This is a genomic window from Streptomyces sp. NPDC017246, assembly GCF_044331325.1.
Lineage (GTDB): Bacteria > Actinomycetota > Actinomycetes > Streptomycetales > Streptomycetaceae > Streptomyces.
In genome coordinates, this window is record NZ_JBIRMW010000015.1 from 89718 (window position 1) to 103541 (window position 13824).

13 protein-coding genes and 1 tRNA gene are annotated in these 13824 nt (G+C 72.9%); 8 read left to right on the forward strand and 6 right to left on the reverse strand.

Annotation, left to right across the window (positions count from 1 at the left end):
• Positions 1-174: 174 nt before the first annotated feature.
• A tRNA-Cys gene (locus tag ACH4MY_RS29480) sits at positions 175-246 on the reverse strand.
• A 179-nt stretch (positions 247-425) separates the two neighbouring features.
• Between ACH4MY_RS29480 and ACH4MY_RS29485 the strand changes: the two genes are divergently transcribed.
• From ACH4MY_RS29485 to ACH4MY_RS29510, 6 genes are all read left to right on the forward strand, one after another.
• Positions 426-1904: an MFS transporter gene (locus ACH4MY_RS29485; protein ID WP_398006768.1), complete on the forward strand. Its 1479-nt coding sequence runs from the start codon at positions 426-428 to the stop codon at positions 1902-1904.
• 225 nt (positions 1905-2129) lie between these two features.
• A complete protein-coding gene (locus ACH4MY_RS29490) occupies positions 2130-2318 on the forward strand; it encodes a hypothetical protein (protein WP_398006769.1) in 189 nt (62 codons plus the stop codon).
• Positions 2315-2707, forward strand: a complete 393-nt coding sequence (locus ACH4MY_RS29495; RefSeq protein ID WP_398006770.1) for a type II toxin-antitoxin system death-on-curing family toxin — start codon at positions 2315-2317, stop codon at positions 2705-2707. Before ACH4MY_RS29490 ends, ACH4MY_RS29495 begins: the two co-directional genes overlap by 4 nt.
• A 106-nt stretch (positions 2708-2813) precedes the next feature.
• Positions 2814-4610, forward strand: coding sequence for a DEAD/DEAH box helicase (locus tag ACH4MY_RS29500; RefSeq protein ID WP_398006888.1), 1797 nt, complete (start codon positions 2814-2816; stop codon positions 4608-4610).
• A 513-nt stretch (positions 4611-5123) separates the two neighbouring features.
• The gene (locus tag ACH4MY_RS29505) at positions 5124-5765 is read left to right on the forward strand and encodes an IclR family transcriptional regulator (protein ID WP_015033894.1); all 642 of its coding nucleotides are present in this window, start codon (positions 5124-5126) and stop codon (positions 5763-5765) included.
• Between the two features lie 130 nt (positions 5766-5895).
• The gene (locus ACH4MY_RS29510; RefSeq protein WP_398006771.1) at positions 5896-6690 is read left to right on the forward strand and encodes a S16 family serine protease; all 795 of its coding nucleotides are present in this window, start codon (positions 5896-5898) and stop codon (positions 6688-6690) included.
• Here ACH4MY_RS29510 and ACH4MY_RS29515 read toward each other — a convergent pair.
• The 4 genes from ACH4MY_RS29515 to ACH4MY_RS29530 all read right to left on the reverse strand — a co-directional run bounded on the left by ACH4MY_RS29515 (position 6623) and on the right by ACH4MY_RS29530 (position 9395).
• On the reverse strand, positions 6623-7990 hold the full coding sequence (locus ACH4MY_RS29515) for an MFS transporter (RefSeq protein WP_398006772.1): 1368 nt from the start codon (positions 7988-7990) through the stop codon (positions 6623-6625). The genes ACH4MY_RS29510 and ACH4MY_RS29515 overlap by 68 nt on opposite strands.
• Positions 7987-8187: a hypothetical protein gene (locus ACH4MY_RS29520; RefSeq protein WP_398006773.1), complete on the reverse strand. Its 201-nt coding sequence runs from the start codon at positions 8185-8187 to the stop codon at positions 7987-7989. The genes ACH4MY_RS29515 and ACH4MY_RS29520 overlap by 4 nt, the downstream gene beginning before the upstream one ends.
• Before the next feature lie 19 nt (positions 8188-8206).
• A complete protein-coding gene (locus tag ACH4MY_RS29525) occupies positions 8207-8788 on the reverse strand; it encodes an ArsR/SmtB family transcription factor (RefSeq protein ID WP_398006774.1) in 582 nt (193 codons plus the stop codon).
• Between the two features lie 139 nt (positions 8789-8927).
• Positions 8928-9395 carry an Lrp/AsnC family transcriptional regulator gene (locus tag ACH4MY_RS29530; protein WP_398006775.1) on the reverse strand — a complete coding sequence of 156 codons (468 nt, stop codon included), beginning with the start codon at positions 9393-9395 and terminating at the stop codon, positions 8928-8930.
• A gap of 121 nt (positions 9396-9516) precedes the next feature.
• Here ACH4MY_RS29530 and hppD point away from each other — a divergent pair, with 121 nt between their 5' ends.
• Entirely contained in the window at positions 9517-10662 is a 1146-nt protein-coding gene (gene hppD / locus ACH4MY_RS29535) for a 4-hydroxyphenylpyruvate dioxygenase (protein ID WP_398006776.1), read from the forward strand.
• Positions 10663-10850: 188 nt separating this feature from the next.
• On the opposite strand, the gene ACH4MY_RS29540 is transcribed toward hppD, so the two are convergent.
• Positions 10851-12344, reverse strand: coding sequence for a tetratricopeptide repeat protein (locus ACH4MY_RS29540; RefSeq protein WP_398006777.1), 1494 nt, complete (start codon positions 12342-12344; stop codon positions 10851-10853).
• Positions 12345-12442: 98 nt separating this feature from the next.
• Here ACH4MY_RS29540 and ACH4MY_RS29545 point away from each other — a divergent pair, with 98 nt between their 5' ends.
• Positions 12443-13810, forward strand: a complete 1368-nt coding sequence (locus ACH4MY_RS29545; protein ID WP_398006778.1) for an FAD-binding oxidoreductase — start codon at positions 12443-12445, stop codon at positions 13808-13810.
• Positions 13811-13824: the final 14 nt, after the last annotated feature.

The window sequence follows — 13824 nt, forward strand, 5'->3', positions numbered from 1 at the left end:
GGAGAGGACGGAGAGGACGGAGAGGACGGCGTCGGGCGCTCCGCGCCCGGCGTCACGCCCGGCAGCAGGCCGCCGACGAGGGCCGGGCCCACGAGGACGCCCGGCTTGCGTCCGCCCTGATCACTCAAGGGCGGACCGCGGCACGGCCCCATGAGGGCCGTGTAGATCCGATAGAGACCGTGGCGGGAATTGAACCCACGTAACTCGCTTTGCAGGCGAGCCCCTCAACCACTCGGGCACACGGTCGTGTTGTGCACGAGTACGACCGTACGGCGGGGCGGGAAGGGGCTCAAGGGGTTCGGGTGCGGTGCAACGCGACTGCCATACCGCTGCCACACTCCGTTCACGGTCGTACGTCCAAGGGCTGAGCGGCATCGGGACTCCTGACAGGGGTCATCCAGCGCTTCACCTCTTACCCTGGGGGAATGAGCGCCCTCGAACCCCGCGACGCCGACGTCGCCCCACGCCCCGGACCCGGTGCCGTCGCGCACGACGACACCAGGGGATCCGTCCTCGACCCGGCCCACCGGGCGCTCAGCATCGGCATCGTCTCCGTCGTCCTGCTCATCGCCTTCGAGGCGACCGCCGTCGGCACGGCGATGCCCGTCGCGGCCCGCGAGCTGAACGGCGTGTCCGTCTACGCCTTCGCCTTCTCCGCGTACTTCACCACCAGCCTCTTCGCCATGGTCCTGGCCGGACAGTGGTCCGACCGGAGCGGGCCGCTCGCGCCCCTCACCGCGGGCATCAGCGCCTTCGCCGTCGGACTGCTGCTCTCCGGGACCGCCGGCGCCATGTGGATGTTCATCCTCGGCCGGGCCGTCCAGGGCCTGGGCGGCGGGCTCGTGATCGTCGCGCTGTACGTGATCGTCGGCCGGGCCTACGCGGAGCACCTCAGGCCCGCGATCATGGCCGCGTTCGCCGCCTGCTGGGTCGTCCCCTCCGTCGTCGGACCGCTCGCCGCCGGAACGGTCACCGAGCACCTCGGCTGGCGCTGGGTCTTCGTCGGCATCCCCGTCCTCGTCGTCTTCCCGCTGGCCCTCGCCCTCCCCGCGATACGCCGCACCGCCTCCGGCCCCGCCGACCCGACCGCACCGGTCGCCCCCTGGGACCGGCGCCGGATCCGGCTCGCGCTCGGCATCTCGGCGGGCGCGGCGCTCCTTCAGTACGCCGGACAGGAGCTGCGCTGGCTCTCCCTGCTGCCGGCCGCGGCGGGCGTCGCGCTGCTCGTCCCCGCCGTCCGCGGTCTGCTGCCGCACGGCACCTGGCGGGCGGCCCGCGGGCTGCCGTCCGTCGTCCTGCTGCGGGGGATCGCCGCGGGCGCCTTCATCGCGGCCGAGTCCTTCGTGCCGCTGATGCTGGTCACCCAGCGGGGCCTGAGCCCCACCCTCGCCGGCTTCTCGCTCGCCGCGGGCGGCCTCACCTGGGCCCTCGGCTCCTGGATCCAGGCCCGGCCCTGGACGGAGCCGTACCGGGAACGGCTGGTCGTCCTCGGCATGGTCCTGGTCGCGCTCTCCATCGCGGCGGCACCGAGCGTGCTGATCACGGCCGTGCCCGTGTGGGTGCTCGCGGCGGTCTGGGGCCTCGGCTGCCTCGGCATGGGCGCCGTGATCGCCTCGACGAGCGTGCTGCTCATGAAGCTCTCCGCGCCCGAGGAGGTCGGCGCGAACTCGGCCGCCCTGCAGATCTCGGACGGCCTCTCCAACGTCCTCCTGCTCGCGGCGGGCGGCGCGGCCTTCGCGGCGCTGGGCGGCGGCGCGGTCGGCCACACGGTCACGTCCTCCGCGGCCACGGGCTCCCACCCGGCGGCCTTCGCGGCGGTCTTCCTGCCGATGGCGGCGGTGGCGGCGGTGGGCGCGTGGGTGGCGACCCGGCTGCACGGCGAGCAGGGCGCGGGGCGGGGGTAGGGGGGCGAGCCCGCGCCTACGGAGAAGGGTGCGGGGGCGGACACCGACGCGGGCCGTGGGGCGGGGCGCGGGGGCGGACACCGACGCGGGCCGTGGGGCGGGGCGCGGGGGCGGACACCGACGCGGGCCGTGGGGCGGGCTCGGAGGTACGGACTGGGCCGCGGGGGTATGCGGCGGGGCGTAAAGCCGTCGCCGGGCGGGACGGCGGCCCCGTACGCTCGCGCCATGCGTGACATGACCGTTTCGGTCGGTGACGGGTTCGCCGATCTCGCCGACGCCCGGGGCGTCACCCCGGAGGAGCTGGCCGAGCAGGCCCTCGCCCGGTTCCTGACCGTCGAGGCCACCCTCGTACAGCATCACGCCGTGCGTCTCGCCCTGCGGCACGACTCCCTCCTGAGGAGGCTCGGCGAATGACCACGCGTGCCACCACTCGCTTCCTGACCGTCGCCGAGGTCGAGGGGATCGCCCGGACCGCCTTCACCGGCGAGGGCGTGCCCGAGCTGCGGGCCCCGGGGCTCCTGGAGTCCGCCGTGCACCGGCCGAGGGCGCGGATGTTCGGCGAGAGCGCCTACACCGACCTGTGGGAGCAGGCCGCCGTCCTGCTCCACGCGCTCGCCGCCAACCACCCCTTCGTCGACGGGAACAAGCGCGCCGCCTGGCTCTCCGCGGCCACCTTCCTCGCCGTGAACGGAGTCGATCTCGCCGAGGCCGACAAGGACCGCGCATACGCGCTGGTCATCGATGTCGCGGCCGGTACCGAGGGGGACATTCCGGGCATTGCGCGGCGGCTGCGGGAGCTGTGAGGACTCTCTCAAGCGGCCTCGCCACACCCTCGCCGGGGGTCGGGCGAGGCACCCGCACCGGTAAGGTGGCCCGGTTGTCATATCTGGACGAGCGTCGAACCCGGAGATCGTGACTACTACCACCACCTCCTCACACCACCTCTCTCCCGCCTTCCCCGGCCGGGCCCCGTGGGGTACCGCCGGCAAGCTGCGAGCCTGGCAGCAGGGCGCCATGGACCGGTACCTCCAGGAGCAGCCCCGTGACTTCCTCGCCGTCGCCACCCCCGGCGCCGGCAAGACGACCTTCGCCCTGACCCTCGCGTCCTGGCTGCTGCACCACCATGTCGTGCAGCAGATCACCGTGGTCGCGCCCACCGAGCACCTCAAGAAGCAGTGGGCCGCGGCCGCCGCGAGGATAGGGATCAAGCTGGACCCGGACTACAGCGCCGGGCCGCTCAGCAAGGAGTACGACGGCGTCGCGATCACCTACGCGGGTGTCGGCGTCCGCCCCATGCTCCACCGCAACCGCTGCGAGCAGCGCAAGACCCTCGTCATCCTCGACGAGATCCACCACGCCGGAGACTCCAAGTCCTGGGGCGAGGCCTGCCTGGAGGCGTTCGAGCCCGCGACGCGGCGCCTCGCGCTGACCGGTACGCCCTTCCGGTCCGACACCAACCCCATCCCCTTCGTCACGTACGAGGAGGGGAACGACGGCATCCGCAGGTCCTCGGCGGACTACACGTACGGCTACGGCAACGCCCTCGGCGACGGCGTCGTCCGGCCGGTCATCTTCCTCTCCTACAGCGGCAACATGCGCTGGCGCACCAAGGCGGGCGACGAGATCGCCGCCCGCCTCGGCGAGCCGATGACCAAGGACGCCGTCTCGCAGGCCTGGCGCACCGCGCTGGACGCGAAGGGCGACTGGATGCCCAACGTGCTGCGCGCGGCCGACCAGCGGCTCACCGAGGTCCGCAAGTCCATCCCGGACGCCGGTGGCCTCGTCATCGCCTCCGACCAGGAATCGGCCCGTTCGTACGCCAAGCTGATCCGCGAGATCACCGGCACCAAGGCCACCGTCGTCCTCTCCGACGACACCGGCGCCTCGAACCGCATCGACGAGTTCAGCGAGAACAACGATCGCTGGATGGTCGCCGTCCGCATGGTGTCCGAGGGCGTCGACGTGCCACGCCTCTCCGTCGGCGTGTACGCGACGACGATCTCGACCCCGCTCTTCTTCGCGCAGGCCGTCGGCCGCTTCGTGCGTTCCCGCAGGCGCGGCGAGACCGCCTCCGTGTTCCTTCCGACGATTCCCAGTCTCCTCGGCTTCGCCAACGAGATGGAGGTCGAGCGGGACCACGTCCTTGACAAGCCGAAGAAGGCGGGCGAGGACGAGGACCCGTACGCCGAGTCCGAGAAGGAGATGGCGGAGGCCGAGCGCGAGCAGGACGAGGACACCGGTGAGCAGGACATGCTGCCCTTCGAGGCGCTGGAGTCCGACGCGGTCTTCGACCGGGTCCTCTACAACAGCGCCGAGTTCGGCATGCAGGCCCACCCCGGCAGCGCCGAGGAGCAGGACTACCTCGGCATCCCCGGGCTTCTCGAACCCGACCAGGTCCAGCTGCTGCTGCAGAAGCGCCAGGCCCGGCAGATCGCGCACAGCCGCAAGAAGCCGGACGACGAGGCGGACCTCCTGGAGCTTCCGGCCGAGCGGCGCCCTGTCGTTTCGCACAAGGAGCTCCTGGAACTGCGCAAGCAGCTCAACACGATGGTGGGCGCGTACGTCCACCAGACCGGCAAGCCCCACGGCGTGATCCACACGGAGCTGCGCCGGGTGTGCGGCGGTCCGCCGAGCGCGGAGGCCACCGCCGGCCAGATCCGGGAACGGATCAAGAAGGTGCAGGAGTGGGCCACCCGGATGCGGTGACCCCTTCCGCCGGCCGGCGCGAGCGGTGATCCCTTCCGCCCGCGGCGGGCGCGAGCGGTGACGCCTTCGCCCGCGAAGGCGCGGCAGATGTGGCTGAGGCCCGTACGACGGCGGTCGTACGGGCCTCATTCGTCCCACGCGGCGGTGGATCCGGCGGGGAAGACCGACGGCGGGACCACCTCGGAGACCGGCCCCCACGGTCGGCCTCCCGGCCCTCCACGCTAAGGGCACGACAAAGCCGATCTTGTCCGCCAAAGTCCCGCGTGCGACCGACGAAGGTCCCGAACCGTCTCTATACGGTCGCCGACGCCCGGATTCTGGACGAGGTCTTCCGCTGAGCGGAGCGGGTCGCTACTGTCCCGGCTCAATAGCAATCGCCCCGTGGCAGCGCCGCCGCGGAGCGCAGCCGGTGTACCCCTTCCTGCCGGCGGCCTCTGACGTGCGTCGCCGACGGGACCGGCGACGCGACCCCGTGAGAGCACCGCCGCCACTCACTCCGAAGGAGAGGGCGTCGTGACCGCGGAGACCTCCCAGACGCTCGACCGGGGACTCAGAGTCCTCAAACTGCTCGCCGACACCGACCACGGCCTGACCGTCACCGAGTTGTCCAACAAACTCGGTGTCAACCGGACAGTGGTCTACCGTCTGCTCGCCACCCTCGAGCAGCACGCCCTCGTCCGCCGCGACCTCGGCGGACGTGCCCGCGTCGGCCTCGGCGTGCTCCGGCTCGGCCGCCAGGTCCACCCCCTGGTCCGAGAGGCCGCGCTGCCCGCGCTGCGCTCGCTCGCCGAGGACATCGGCGCGACGGCCCATCTGACCCTGGTCGACGGGGCGGAGGCGCTCGCCGTCGCGGTCGTCGAACCGACCTGGACCGACTACCACGTCGCCTACCGGGCCGGCTTCCGTCACCCGCTGGACCGGGGCGCGGCCGGCCGCGCCATTCTCGCCGCCCGCCAGGGCGGACTGATCGAACCGGGCTTCACCCTCACCCACGGCGAGCTGGAGGCCGGGGCGAGCGGTGCGGCCGCACCGCTGGTCGGCGTGACCGGGGTCGAGGGCAGCGTCGGCGTCGTGATGCTCGCGGACGCGGTGCCGGAGCGTGTGGGGCCGCGAGTGGTGGACGCGGCGCGAGAGGTCGCCGACGCCCTGCGCTAGGGCGTGGGACGCGGGGCGCGGGGCGCTCGAACGCGCGGCTGCCCGGGGGTACGGCTCCGGGCGAGGGCCGGGCACCCGCCCGTCGGCTGCCCGTGCCCCGGTAGCCCGCGCGCCCCAGTAGATTGGACGCGTGCTCTCCAGTCTCTCCCGTCCCCGCGCGCTCGCACTCTGCGCCCTGCCCGTCGCCGCGCTCTTCGCCGTCGTCGGGCTCGCGCCGCTGCCGTACGCGATCGCGCAGCCCGGCACCACCGCCGACGTGCTCGGCAAGGACAAGGGGCAGGAGGTCATCACCATCACCGGTGCCCCCGTCCGGGACACCGAGGGCCAGCTGCGGATGACGACGATCGTCGCGACCGGGCCGTCCACGGACGTGGACCTCGCGGACGTGGCCGACGCCTGGTTCCGTACCGACCGGGCCGTCCTTCCGCACGACTCCGTCTACCCCTCGGGGAAGTCCGACGCCGAGATCGAGAAGCACAACCTCGGCCAGATGAAGGAGTCGCAGGACGCGGCCACCCTCGCCGCGCTCGACTACCTCGAGATGGACCCCGAGAAGGTGAAGGTGACCCTGCACCTCGCCGACATCGGCGGGCCCAGTGCCGGGCTGCTCTTCTCCCTCGGCATCGTCGAGAAGCTCGACGGCGACGGTGACGGCGGTGACCTCACCGGCGGCCGTATCGTCGCCGGTACGGGCACCATCGAGGCGAACGGCACGGTCGGCGCCGTCGGCGGGGTCTCCCTGAAGACCCAGGCCGCCTCCCGCGACGGGGCCACCGTCTTCCTCGTACCGAAGGACGAGTGCTCGGACGCCCGGGCCGAGCTGCCGGCGGGGATGCGGCTCATCCCCGTCACCGCGCTCAGCGACGCGGTGGCGTCCCTCCGGGCGTTGGAGCAGGGTCAGGAGTCGAAGGTTCCGGCCTGCTGATCCCCGCCGCACCGGCCGCGGCCGTTCCCGGCGCGTCCATGCCCCGCCAGGAGGGGAACACCAGCGGTGACAGGCTGGCCAGGAAGTACACCCCGCCGATCGTGAGCAGCGCCGAGGTGAGCCCCGCACGCTCCACCAGGAATCCGGCGGCGAGCCCGCCGAGCGGGGCGGTGAGCAGCACGGAGGCCGTGCTGGCGCCGCCGACACGGCTGCGCAGTGCCTCCGGGACGGTCTCGTAGAAGACCGTGGTGAGAATCGGGTTGAGCACGCCCGCCCCGAGCCCGCCGAGGGCCATCGCCACGAGCAGCGGCGCGGTGGTGTCGGTGAGGGCCGCGGTCACGTACGCGGGTGCGCCGGTGAGCAGGAACCCGGCCGCGAAGACCGGACGGCGCGGGAGGTGGTGGCCGACGGCCCCGTAGACCAGCGCCCCGACGAGGGCGCAGCCGCCCGAGACGGCGACGAGCAGGCCGAGCGAGGCCGAACCGCCGAGGTCCTCGCGGGCGTGGAGCGGGAGGAGGACCGAACTCCAGCTCTGCGCCAGACCGTTGGTCATCATCACCGCGAAGTTGATGCCGAGGAGCAGCCGGGTGCGCAGCAGGAAGGCGTAGCCCTCGCGCAGATCGGCCCGGTAGGCGGCCGGCGAGAGCGGCGGGGCTCCGCGCAGGGGTTCGGCGGAGGGGATGCCGCGCAGGCCGGCGAGGACGAGCAGCGCGGAGACGGCGAACGTGGCGGCGTCGACGTACAGGACGGTGTCGGCGCCCATGAACGCCACGAGGAGGCCGGCCAGGGCGGCGCCGGTCATCCGGGCGCCGCGCGACACGGCGTCGTAGAGGCTGGCGGCGCGGGTGAGGGGGGTGCCGGCGTGCCGCGCCAGGTCGGGGACGAGGACATGGCGGGCCGTCTCGCCGGGTGCGTGGAAGAGGCCGGTGACGGCCATCAGCGCGCACAGCATCCAGAACTGCAGGAGTCCGGCCCGGTTGAGCAGCGGGATCGCGGCGAGCGCGACGGCGCAGACGAGGTCCGAGGCGATGGAGACCCGGCGCCGCCCGATCCGGTCGATGACGGGGCCGCCGGCGATCGCGGAGACCAGGACGGGCAGGGCGGCGCAGAAGGCGACGATCCCGGCCTTGCCGGGGCTTCCCGTGGTGTCGAGCGCGAACCACGGGACGCCGATGAGTGTGAGCGAATTGCCTGTGATGGATACGGCGTTGGCGGTGAGGACGGTCGCGAGCGGGATCCGGTCCGCCTTCGCCGCGCCCGCCTTCGCGGTACCCGTGTCGCTTCCCCCCGGAGCGGTCATGCGGCCAGGGTGACCGGGCGGCGGTGCGCGGGCGTGGCCAGGCGCAGGCCCAGCTCCACGAGCCGCCAGCCGAGCTGGACACGGAGGGTGGGGCCGGGGAGGCGAGGGCCGGTGTCCGGCCGGGCGGTGGCCGCGGCCTCGCGGTGGAGTTCGGCGGCGTGCAGCTGGTGGAGCTGGAGGTGGATATCGGCGTGCATGACTCCGTGGTTCCTTCCGTCAGTTCTCGTGCTGCGGGAACGCGTGCAGATGGATCCGTACGCGCTCGGCGTCCGGGGCGTCCGACTCCTCGACGTCCCGGTAGCTCGCGATGAGGGCGTGCATCCTCGTGTCGAGCTCGCGGAGTCTCTCGGGGGTCAGGCGCAGCGTGAAGTCGCTCATGTCGGAGACGCCGACCCAGGCGTCGCCCCAGTCGTGCCGGGTGCCGAGGTAGGTGCTCAGCTCCTGGGTGTGGATGGTGGCGATCTCGTGGACGTAGAGGTCGAGGGCGCCGCGGACCTCGGGGTCCGGGTTGCGGGAGAGCGTCTCGTCGACGGTCACGCCCTGCTGGCCGGCCTTCCACCACCGCTCGCGGCCCTTGCCCCGCGTCGGGTCGTCCTCGACGAAGCCGTGGGCGGCGAGCTGGCGCAGGTGGTAGCTGGTCGCGCCGCTGGACTCGCCCAGTCGTTCCGCCAGTTGGGAGGCGGTGGCGGGGCCGTGGGCGCGAAGGGCGCGCAGCAGCTGGATGCGGAGGGGGTGGGCGAGTCCGCGCAGGGTGCGCGGGTCCAGGGGGCGGGTCGAGAATCCTTCGGGCTCGGGCATGGTCCGAGCGTAGAGTTGCAAAGGACCAGTTGCAAGGGATTCTTTGCAACTGGTCCTTTGTAACTACTGCGCGGGCCGGCCCGGCTCCTCGTGCGGCGCCTGCTCCTGTGCCGCCACGCGTACGCCGGCACTCCTGCCGCTACTCCTGTGCCGCCTGCTCCACCAGCGGGATGATCCGCAGCGGCACCGGGTTCTCCATCACGATCGCCGTCGACGCCCGCACGATCCCCTCGAAGGCGACCACCTTGTCGATCACCCGCTGGAGGTCCGCGTTCGAGCGGGCGACGAGACGGCAGAGCATGTCGCCGTGGCCCGTCGTCGTGTGCAGTTCCAGCACCTCCGGCACCGTCGCCAGGTGCTCCCGCACGTCCGCTCCCTGCCCCTGCTTGATCTCCAGGGTCGCGAAGGCCGTCACCGGGTAGCCCAGGGCCGCCGGGTCCACCTGGGGTCCGAAGCCCCTGATCACCCCGCTCGCCTGGAGCCGGTCGAGCCGCGCCTGCACCGTGCCGCGCGCCACCCCCAGCCGCCGGGAGGCCTCCAGGACCCCGATGCGCGGCTCGCGCGCGAGGAGCCCGATCAGCCGGCCGTCCAAATGATCGATCGCCACAGCGGTCTCCCCATGGTCAGGATGTACAAGTCGCACGGCCATACTCGCCCGTCACTGTGCAACATGACCAGCAGATCAACGAACTCTTGCGCACCTTGCAGAACGGCGGGACATTGCTGCCATGACTGAGACCATCGATCACACCCCCTCCACCGCGCGTAAGGCCGATCCCTTCCCGGTCAAGGGAATGGACGCGGTCGTCTTCGCCGTCGGCAACGCCAAGCAGGCCGCGCACTACTACTCCACGGCCTTCGGCATGAAGCTCGTCGCCTACTCCGGACCGGAGAACGGCAGCCGCGAGACCGCCAGCTACGTGCTCACCAACGGCGCCGCCCGTTTCGTGTTCACCTCCGTCATCAAGGTCTCCACCGACCGGGGCCGCTTCCTCGCCGACCACGTCGCCGAGCACGGTGACGGCGTCGTCGACCTGGCGATCGAGGTGCCGGACGCGCGTGCGGCGTACGCGTACGCCGTCGAGCACGGTGCCACCGGCCTCACCGAGCCGCACGAGGTGAAGGACGAGAACGGCACCGTCGTCCTCGCCGCCATCGCGACGTACGGCAAGACCCGCCACACCCTCGTCGAGCGCTCCGGCTACGACGGCCCCTACCTGCCGGGCTTCGTCGCCGCCAAGCCGATCGTCGAGCCGCCGGCCAAGCGCACCTTCCAGGCCATCGACCACTGCGTCGGCAACGTCGAGCTCGGCCGGATGAACGACTGGGTCGGCTTCTACAACAAGGTCATGGGCTTCACGAACATGAAGGAGTTCGTGGGCGACGACATCGCGACCGAGTACTCGGCGCTGATGTCGAAGGTCGTCGCGGACGGCACCCTCAAGGTGAAGTTCCCGATCAACGAGCCCGCGATCGCGAAGAAGAAGTCGCAGATCGACGAGTACCTGGAGTTCTACGGCGGCGCCGGCGTCCAGCACATCGCCCTCGCCACCAACGACATCGTCGCCACCGTGCGCGCGATGCGGGCCGCGGGTGTCTCCTTCCTCGACACCCCCGACTCGTACTACGACACCCTCGGCGAGTGGGCCGGCGAGACCCGCGTGCCCGTCGAGACCCTGCGCGAGCTGAAGATCCTCGTCGACCGCGACGAGGACGGCTACCTGCTGCAGATCTTCACCAAGCCGGTCCAGGACCGCCCGACCGTCTTCTTCGAGATGATCGAGCGCCACGGCTCCATGGGCTTCGGCAAGGGCAACTTCAAGGCGCTGTTCGAGGCCATCGAGCGCGAGCAGGAGAAGCGCGGCAACCTCTAGACACCCGTTCGCACGGTGAGGGGCCCGGGGCCACACCCCGGGCCCCTCACCGTGCGCCACAGACCGGGCCGACCCGGGCGCCCGCGGCCGACGCAGGGTGGCCGGGACGGCCCTGGGCGTCCCGGCGGGACACGGGGCTCGTCCGGGACGCCCCACCTCTCCGCCGATGCCCGCGCGCCCCGCCCGTCCTACTGCGTCGCGGGCGTCGCGGGCTCGGCGGGCTTCGCCGACGAGTCCGCCGGTTCCGCCCCGGCCGGGTCCGCCTTCGCCGGTTCCGCGGCCTCCGCCGGCGCCGCCGCCTTCCGCGGTGTCTCGGGCTCCGGGCGGAGCTCCTTCGGGGGTTCGTCCGAGGGCTCGCCCAGCGCCGCCATCGCCTGCGTCGCCTTCGGCGCGAGCAGCGGCGAGAAGTGCGGGTTGATCCGCAGCGCCTCCGCCAGATGACGCCGGGCCGGGCCGGACCGCTCAAGAGCCCGTTCGATCTCGCCCCGGTGGTACGTGAACAGCGCGCTCCGCAGCCCCTCGTCCGTGGCCCGCTTCGCGTACTCCAGCGCCTCCCCGGTCGCGCCCGACCGGTGCAGCGCCCATCCCAGCGCGTCCGCCACCCGCACCGAACGGTGCCCGCGCGCCCACTCCGCCCGCATCCGGGCGACCGCCGCCGCCGGGTTGCCGTGGTCCGCGTCGAGCAGCGCGAGGGTCACCCCGCCCTGCGCCCAGGTGCCCGTCCGCAGCCGCTCGTACAGGGCCCGCGCGTCCGCGTCCCTGCCCAGCGACTCGTACAGCTCGCCGGCCTCCAGGAGGTACTCGGGCAGCGGCAGCCGGGCCAGCGCCGCCCGCCAGTCGCGCACCGCCTCGTCGGTGCGGCCCAGCGCCGCGAGCGCCCGCGCACGGCCCGCGAGCGAGGGCCCGTGGTCCCGTACGAGCCCCAGCGCCGCCCCGTACCGCACCAGTGCCTCGTCCGGTTCGCCCCGGTCCCACGCCAGGTCCCCGAGCCGCGCGAGCGAGGCCGCCTTCTCCGCGCCCGTCTCCGCGAGCGCCACCGCGTCCAGGGCCGCGAGGTCGGCGTCCTCGCGCCAGCCGCGGTCCCGGTAGGTCTGCGACGCCCTGCTCCGTACCACCGCGCCCCCGCGGAGCCCCTCCAGGCTCTCCATCGCCTTCTGGGCCGCCCTGTACTCCCCGAGACCGTTGTACGCGTCCATCAGGACCGGATACACGGGCCAGCGGCGCGGATCGGCCTTCCGGACCTTCTCGCCCCACTCCTTCGCGGACCTCCAGTCGCCGCGCGCCCCCGCGAGCGCCCCCAGCCCCAGCTGCGCGGCGAGATTGCCCCCGGCTGCGGGCTTCTCGGCGAGGGAGCGCCGCAGCGCCTTCTCGGCCCGCGGATAGTCCCGTACGTCACCGAGGCGCGTCCCGCGCTCCGTGTACGCCGCGCCGAGCTCCGCCCACGACGCCTCGTCGTCCGGATGGGACCGCAGCCACTTCTCCCGGTCGGTGATCAGCGCGACCAGGTCGGGCAGCGCGGCCTGCGCGCCCGCGTGCGCCGCGATCGTCGCCCGTTCCGCCGGTCCGGGCGGGGGCGGCGGCCCCTGGCCGACGAGCTCGGGGACGTACAGCAGCGCCGTCGCCGCGAGCACCGCGCCCACTCCGGCCGCCAGGACCGTCCTCGACACGTTCTGCGTCTTCATGGCGCTCACTGTGCGCCCGCCCGCACCTGTACGAAGAGCACACGAAGCGCCCGCCCCGGCGGGTTCACACCGATGGCCCCGGGTGCCAGGCTGGAGGCATGGACGATCTTCTGACGCGGCTGCGCGCCGGGCTCCCCGCCGAGGCGCTGCTCACCGACCCGGACGTGACCGCCTCCTACGCGCGCGACATGGCGAGCTTCTGCGAGGCCGGCGCCCCCGCGGTCGTCGTGCTCCCGCGCACCGTCGAACAGGTGCAGCACGTCATGCGCACCGCGACCGAGCTCCGCGTCCCCGTCGTCCCGCAGGGCGCCCGCACCGGCCTCTCCGGCGGGGCCAACGCCTCCGAGGGCTGCATCGTGCTCTCCCTGGTCAAGATGGACCGCGTCCTGGAGATCAGCCCGGTCGACCGGATCGCCGTCGTCGAACCGGGCGTGATCAACGCCGTGCTGTCACGGGCCGTCGCCGAACACGGCCTGTACTACCCGCCGGACCCGTCCAGCTGGGAGATGTGCACCATCGGCGGGAACATCGGCACGGCCTCCGGCGGACTGTGCTGTGTGAAGTACGGGGTGACGGCCGAGTACGTCCTCGGCCTCGACGTCGTCCTCGCCGACGGCCGCCTCCTGACCACCGGCCGCCGCACCGCCAAGGGCGTCGCCGGGTATGACCTGACCAGGCTCTTCGTCGGCTCGGAGGGCAGCCTCGGCATCGTCGTCAAGGCCGTGCTCGCCCTCAGGCCGCAGCCTCCGGCGCAGCTCGCGCTCGCCGCCGAGTTCCCCTCCGCGGCCGCCGCCTGCGCGGCCGTCTGCGCGATCATGGAGCGCGGCCACACCCCGTCGCTGCTCGAACTCATGGACCGCACCACCGTCCAGGCCGTCAACAAGCTGGCGCGCATGGGACTGCCCGACACCACCGAGGCGCTGCTCCTGTGTGCCTTCGACACCCCGGACCCGGCCGCCGATCTGGCCGCCGTCGGGGAGCTGTGCGTGGCGGCGGGCGCCACCGAGGTCGTCCCGGCCGCGGACACCGCCGAGTCCGCACTCCTCCTCCAGGCGCGCCGGCTCTCCCTCACGGCCCTGGAGACCATCAAGTCCGCGACGATGATCGACGACGTGTGCGTGCCGCGGACACGGCTCGCCGAGATGCTCGACGGCACGGCGGCCGTCGCGGAGAAGTACGGCCTGACCATCGGGGTCTGCGCGCACGCCGGCGACGGCAACACCCACCCCGTCGTCTGCTTCGACCACACCGACGAGGACGAGTCGCGGCGGGCGCGGGAGTCCTTCGACGAGATCATGGCGCTCGGGCTCGCGCTCGGCGGCACGATCACCGGCGAGCACGGCGTGGGCGTCCTCAAGAAGGAGTGGCTGGCACGGGAGCTGGGGCCGGTCGGTCTGGAACTCCAGCGCGGGATCAAGGCCACCTTCGACCCGTTGGGCCTCCTCAACCCCGGAAAGCTGTTCTGACGACAGGGGCACGC

Coding starts and splice junctions, on each gene's coding strand:
- ACH4MY_RS29485 (WP_398006768.1), top strand. CDS start 426: ATGAGCGCCCTCGAACCCCGCGACGCCGACGTCGCCCCACGCCCCGGA.
- ACH4MY_RS29490 (WP_398006769.1), top strand. CDS start 2,130: ATGCGTGACATGACCGTTTCGGTCGGTGACGGGTTCGCCGATCTCGCC.
- ACH4MY_RS29495 (WP_398006770.1), top strand. CDS start 2,315: ATGACCACGCGTGCCACCACTCGCTTCCTGACCGTCGCCGAGGTCGAG.
- ACH4MY_RS29515 (WP_398006772.1), bottom strand. CDS start 7,990: ATGACCGCTCCGGGGGGAAGCGACACGGGTACCGCGAAGGCGGGCGCG.
- ACH4MY_RS29520 (WP_398006773.1), bottom strand. CDS start 8,187: ATGCACGCCGATATCCACCTCCAGCTCCACCAGCTGCACGCCGCCGAA.
- ACH4MY_RS29525 (WP_398006774.1), bottom strand. CDS start 8,788: ATGCCCGAGCCCGAAGGATTCTCGACCCGCCCCCTGGACCCGCGCACC.
- hppD (WP_398006776.1), top strand. CDS start 9,517: ATGACTGAGACCATCGATCACACCCCCTCCACCGCGCGTAAGGCCGAT.
- ACH4MY_RS29540 (WP_398006777.1), bottom strand. CDS start 12,344: ATGAAGACGCAGAACGTGTCGAGGACGGTCCTGGCGGCCGGAGTGGGC.
- ACH4MY_RS29545 (WP_398006778.1), top strand. CDS start 12,443: ATGGACGATCTTCTGACGCGGCTGCGCGCCGGGCTCCCCGCCGAGGCG.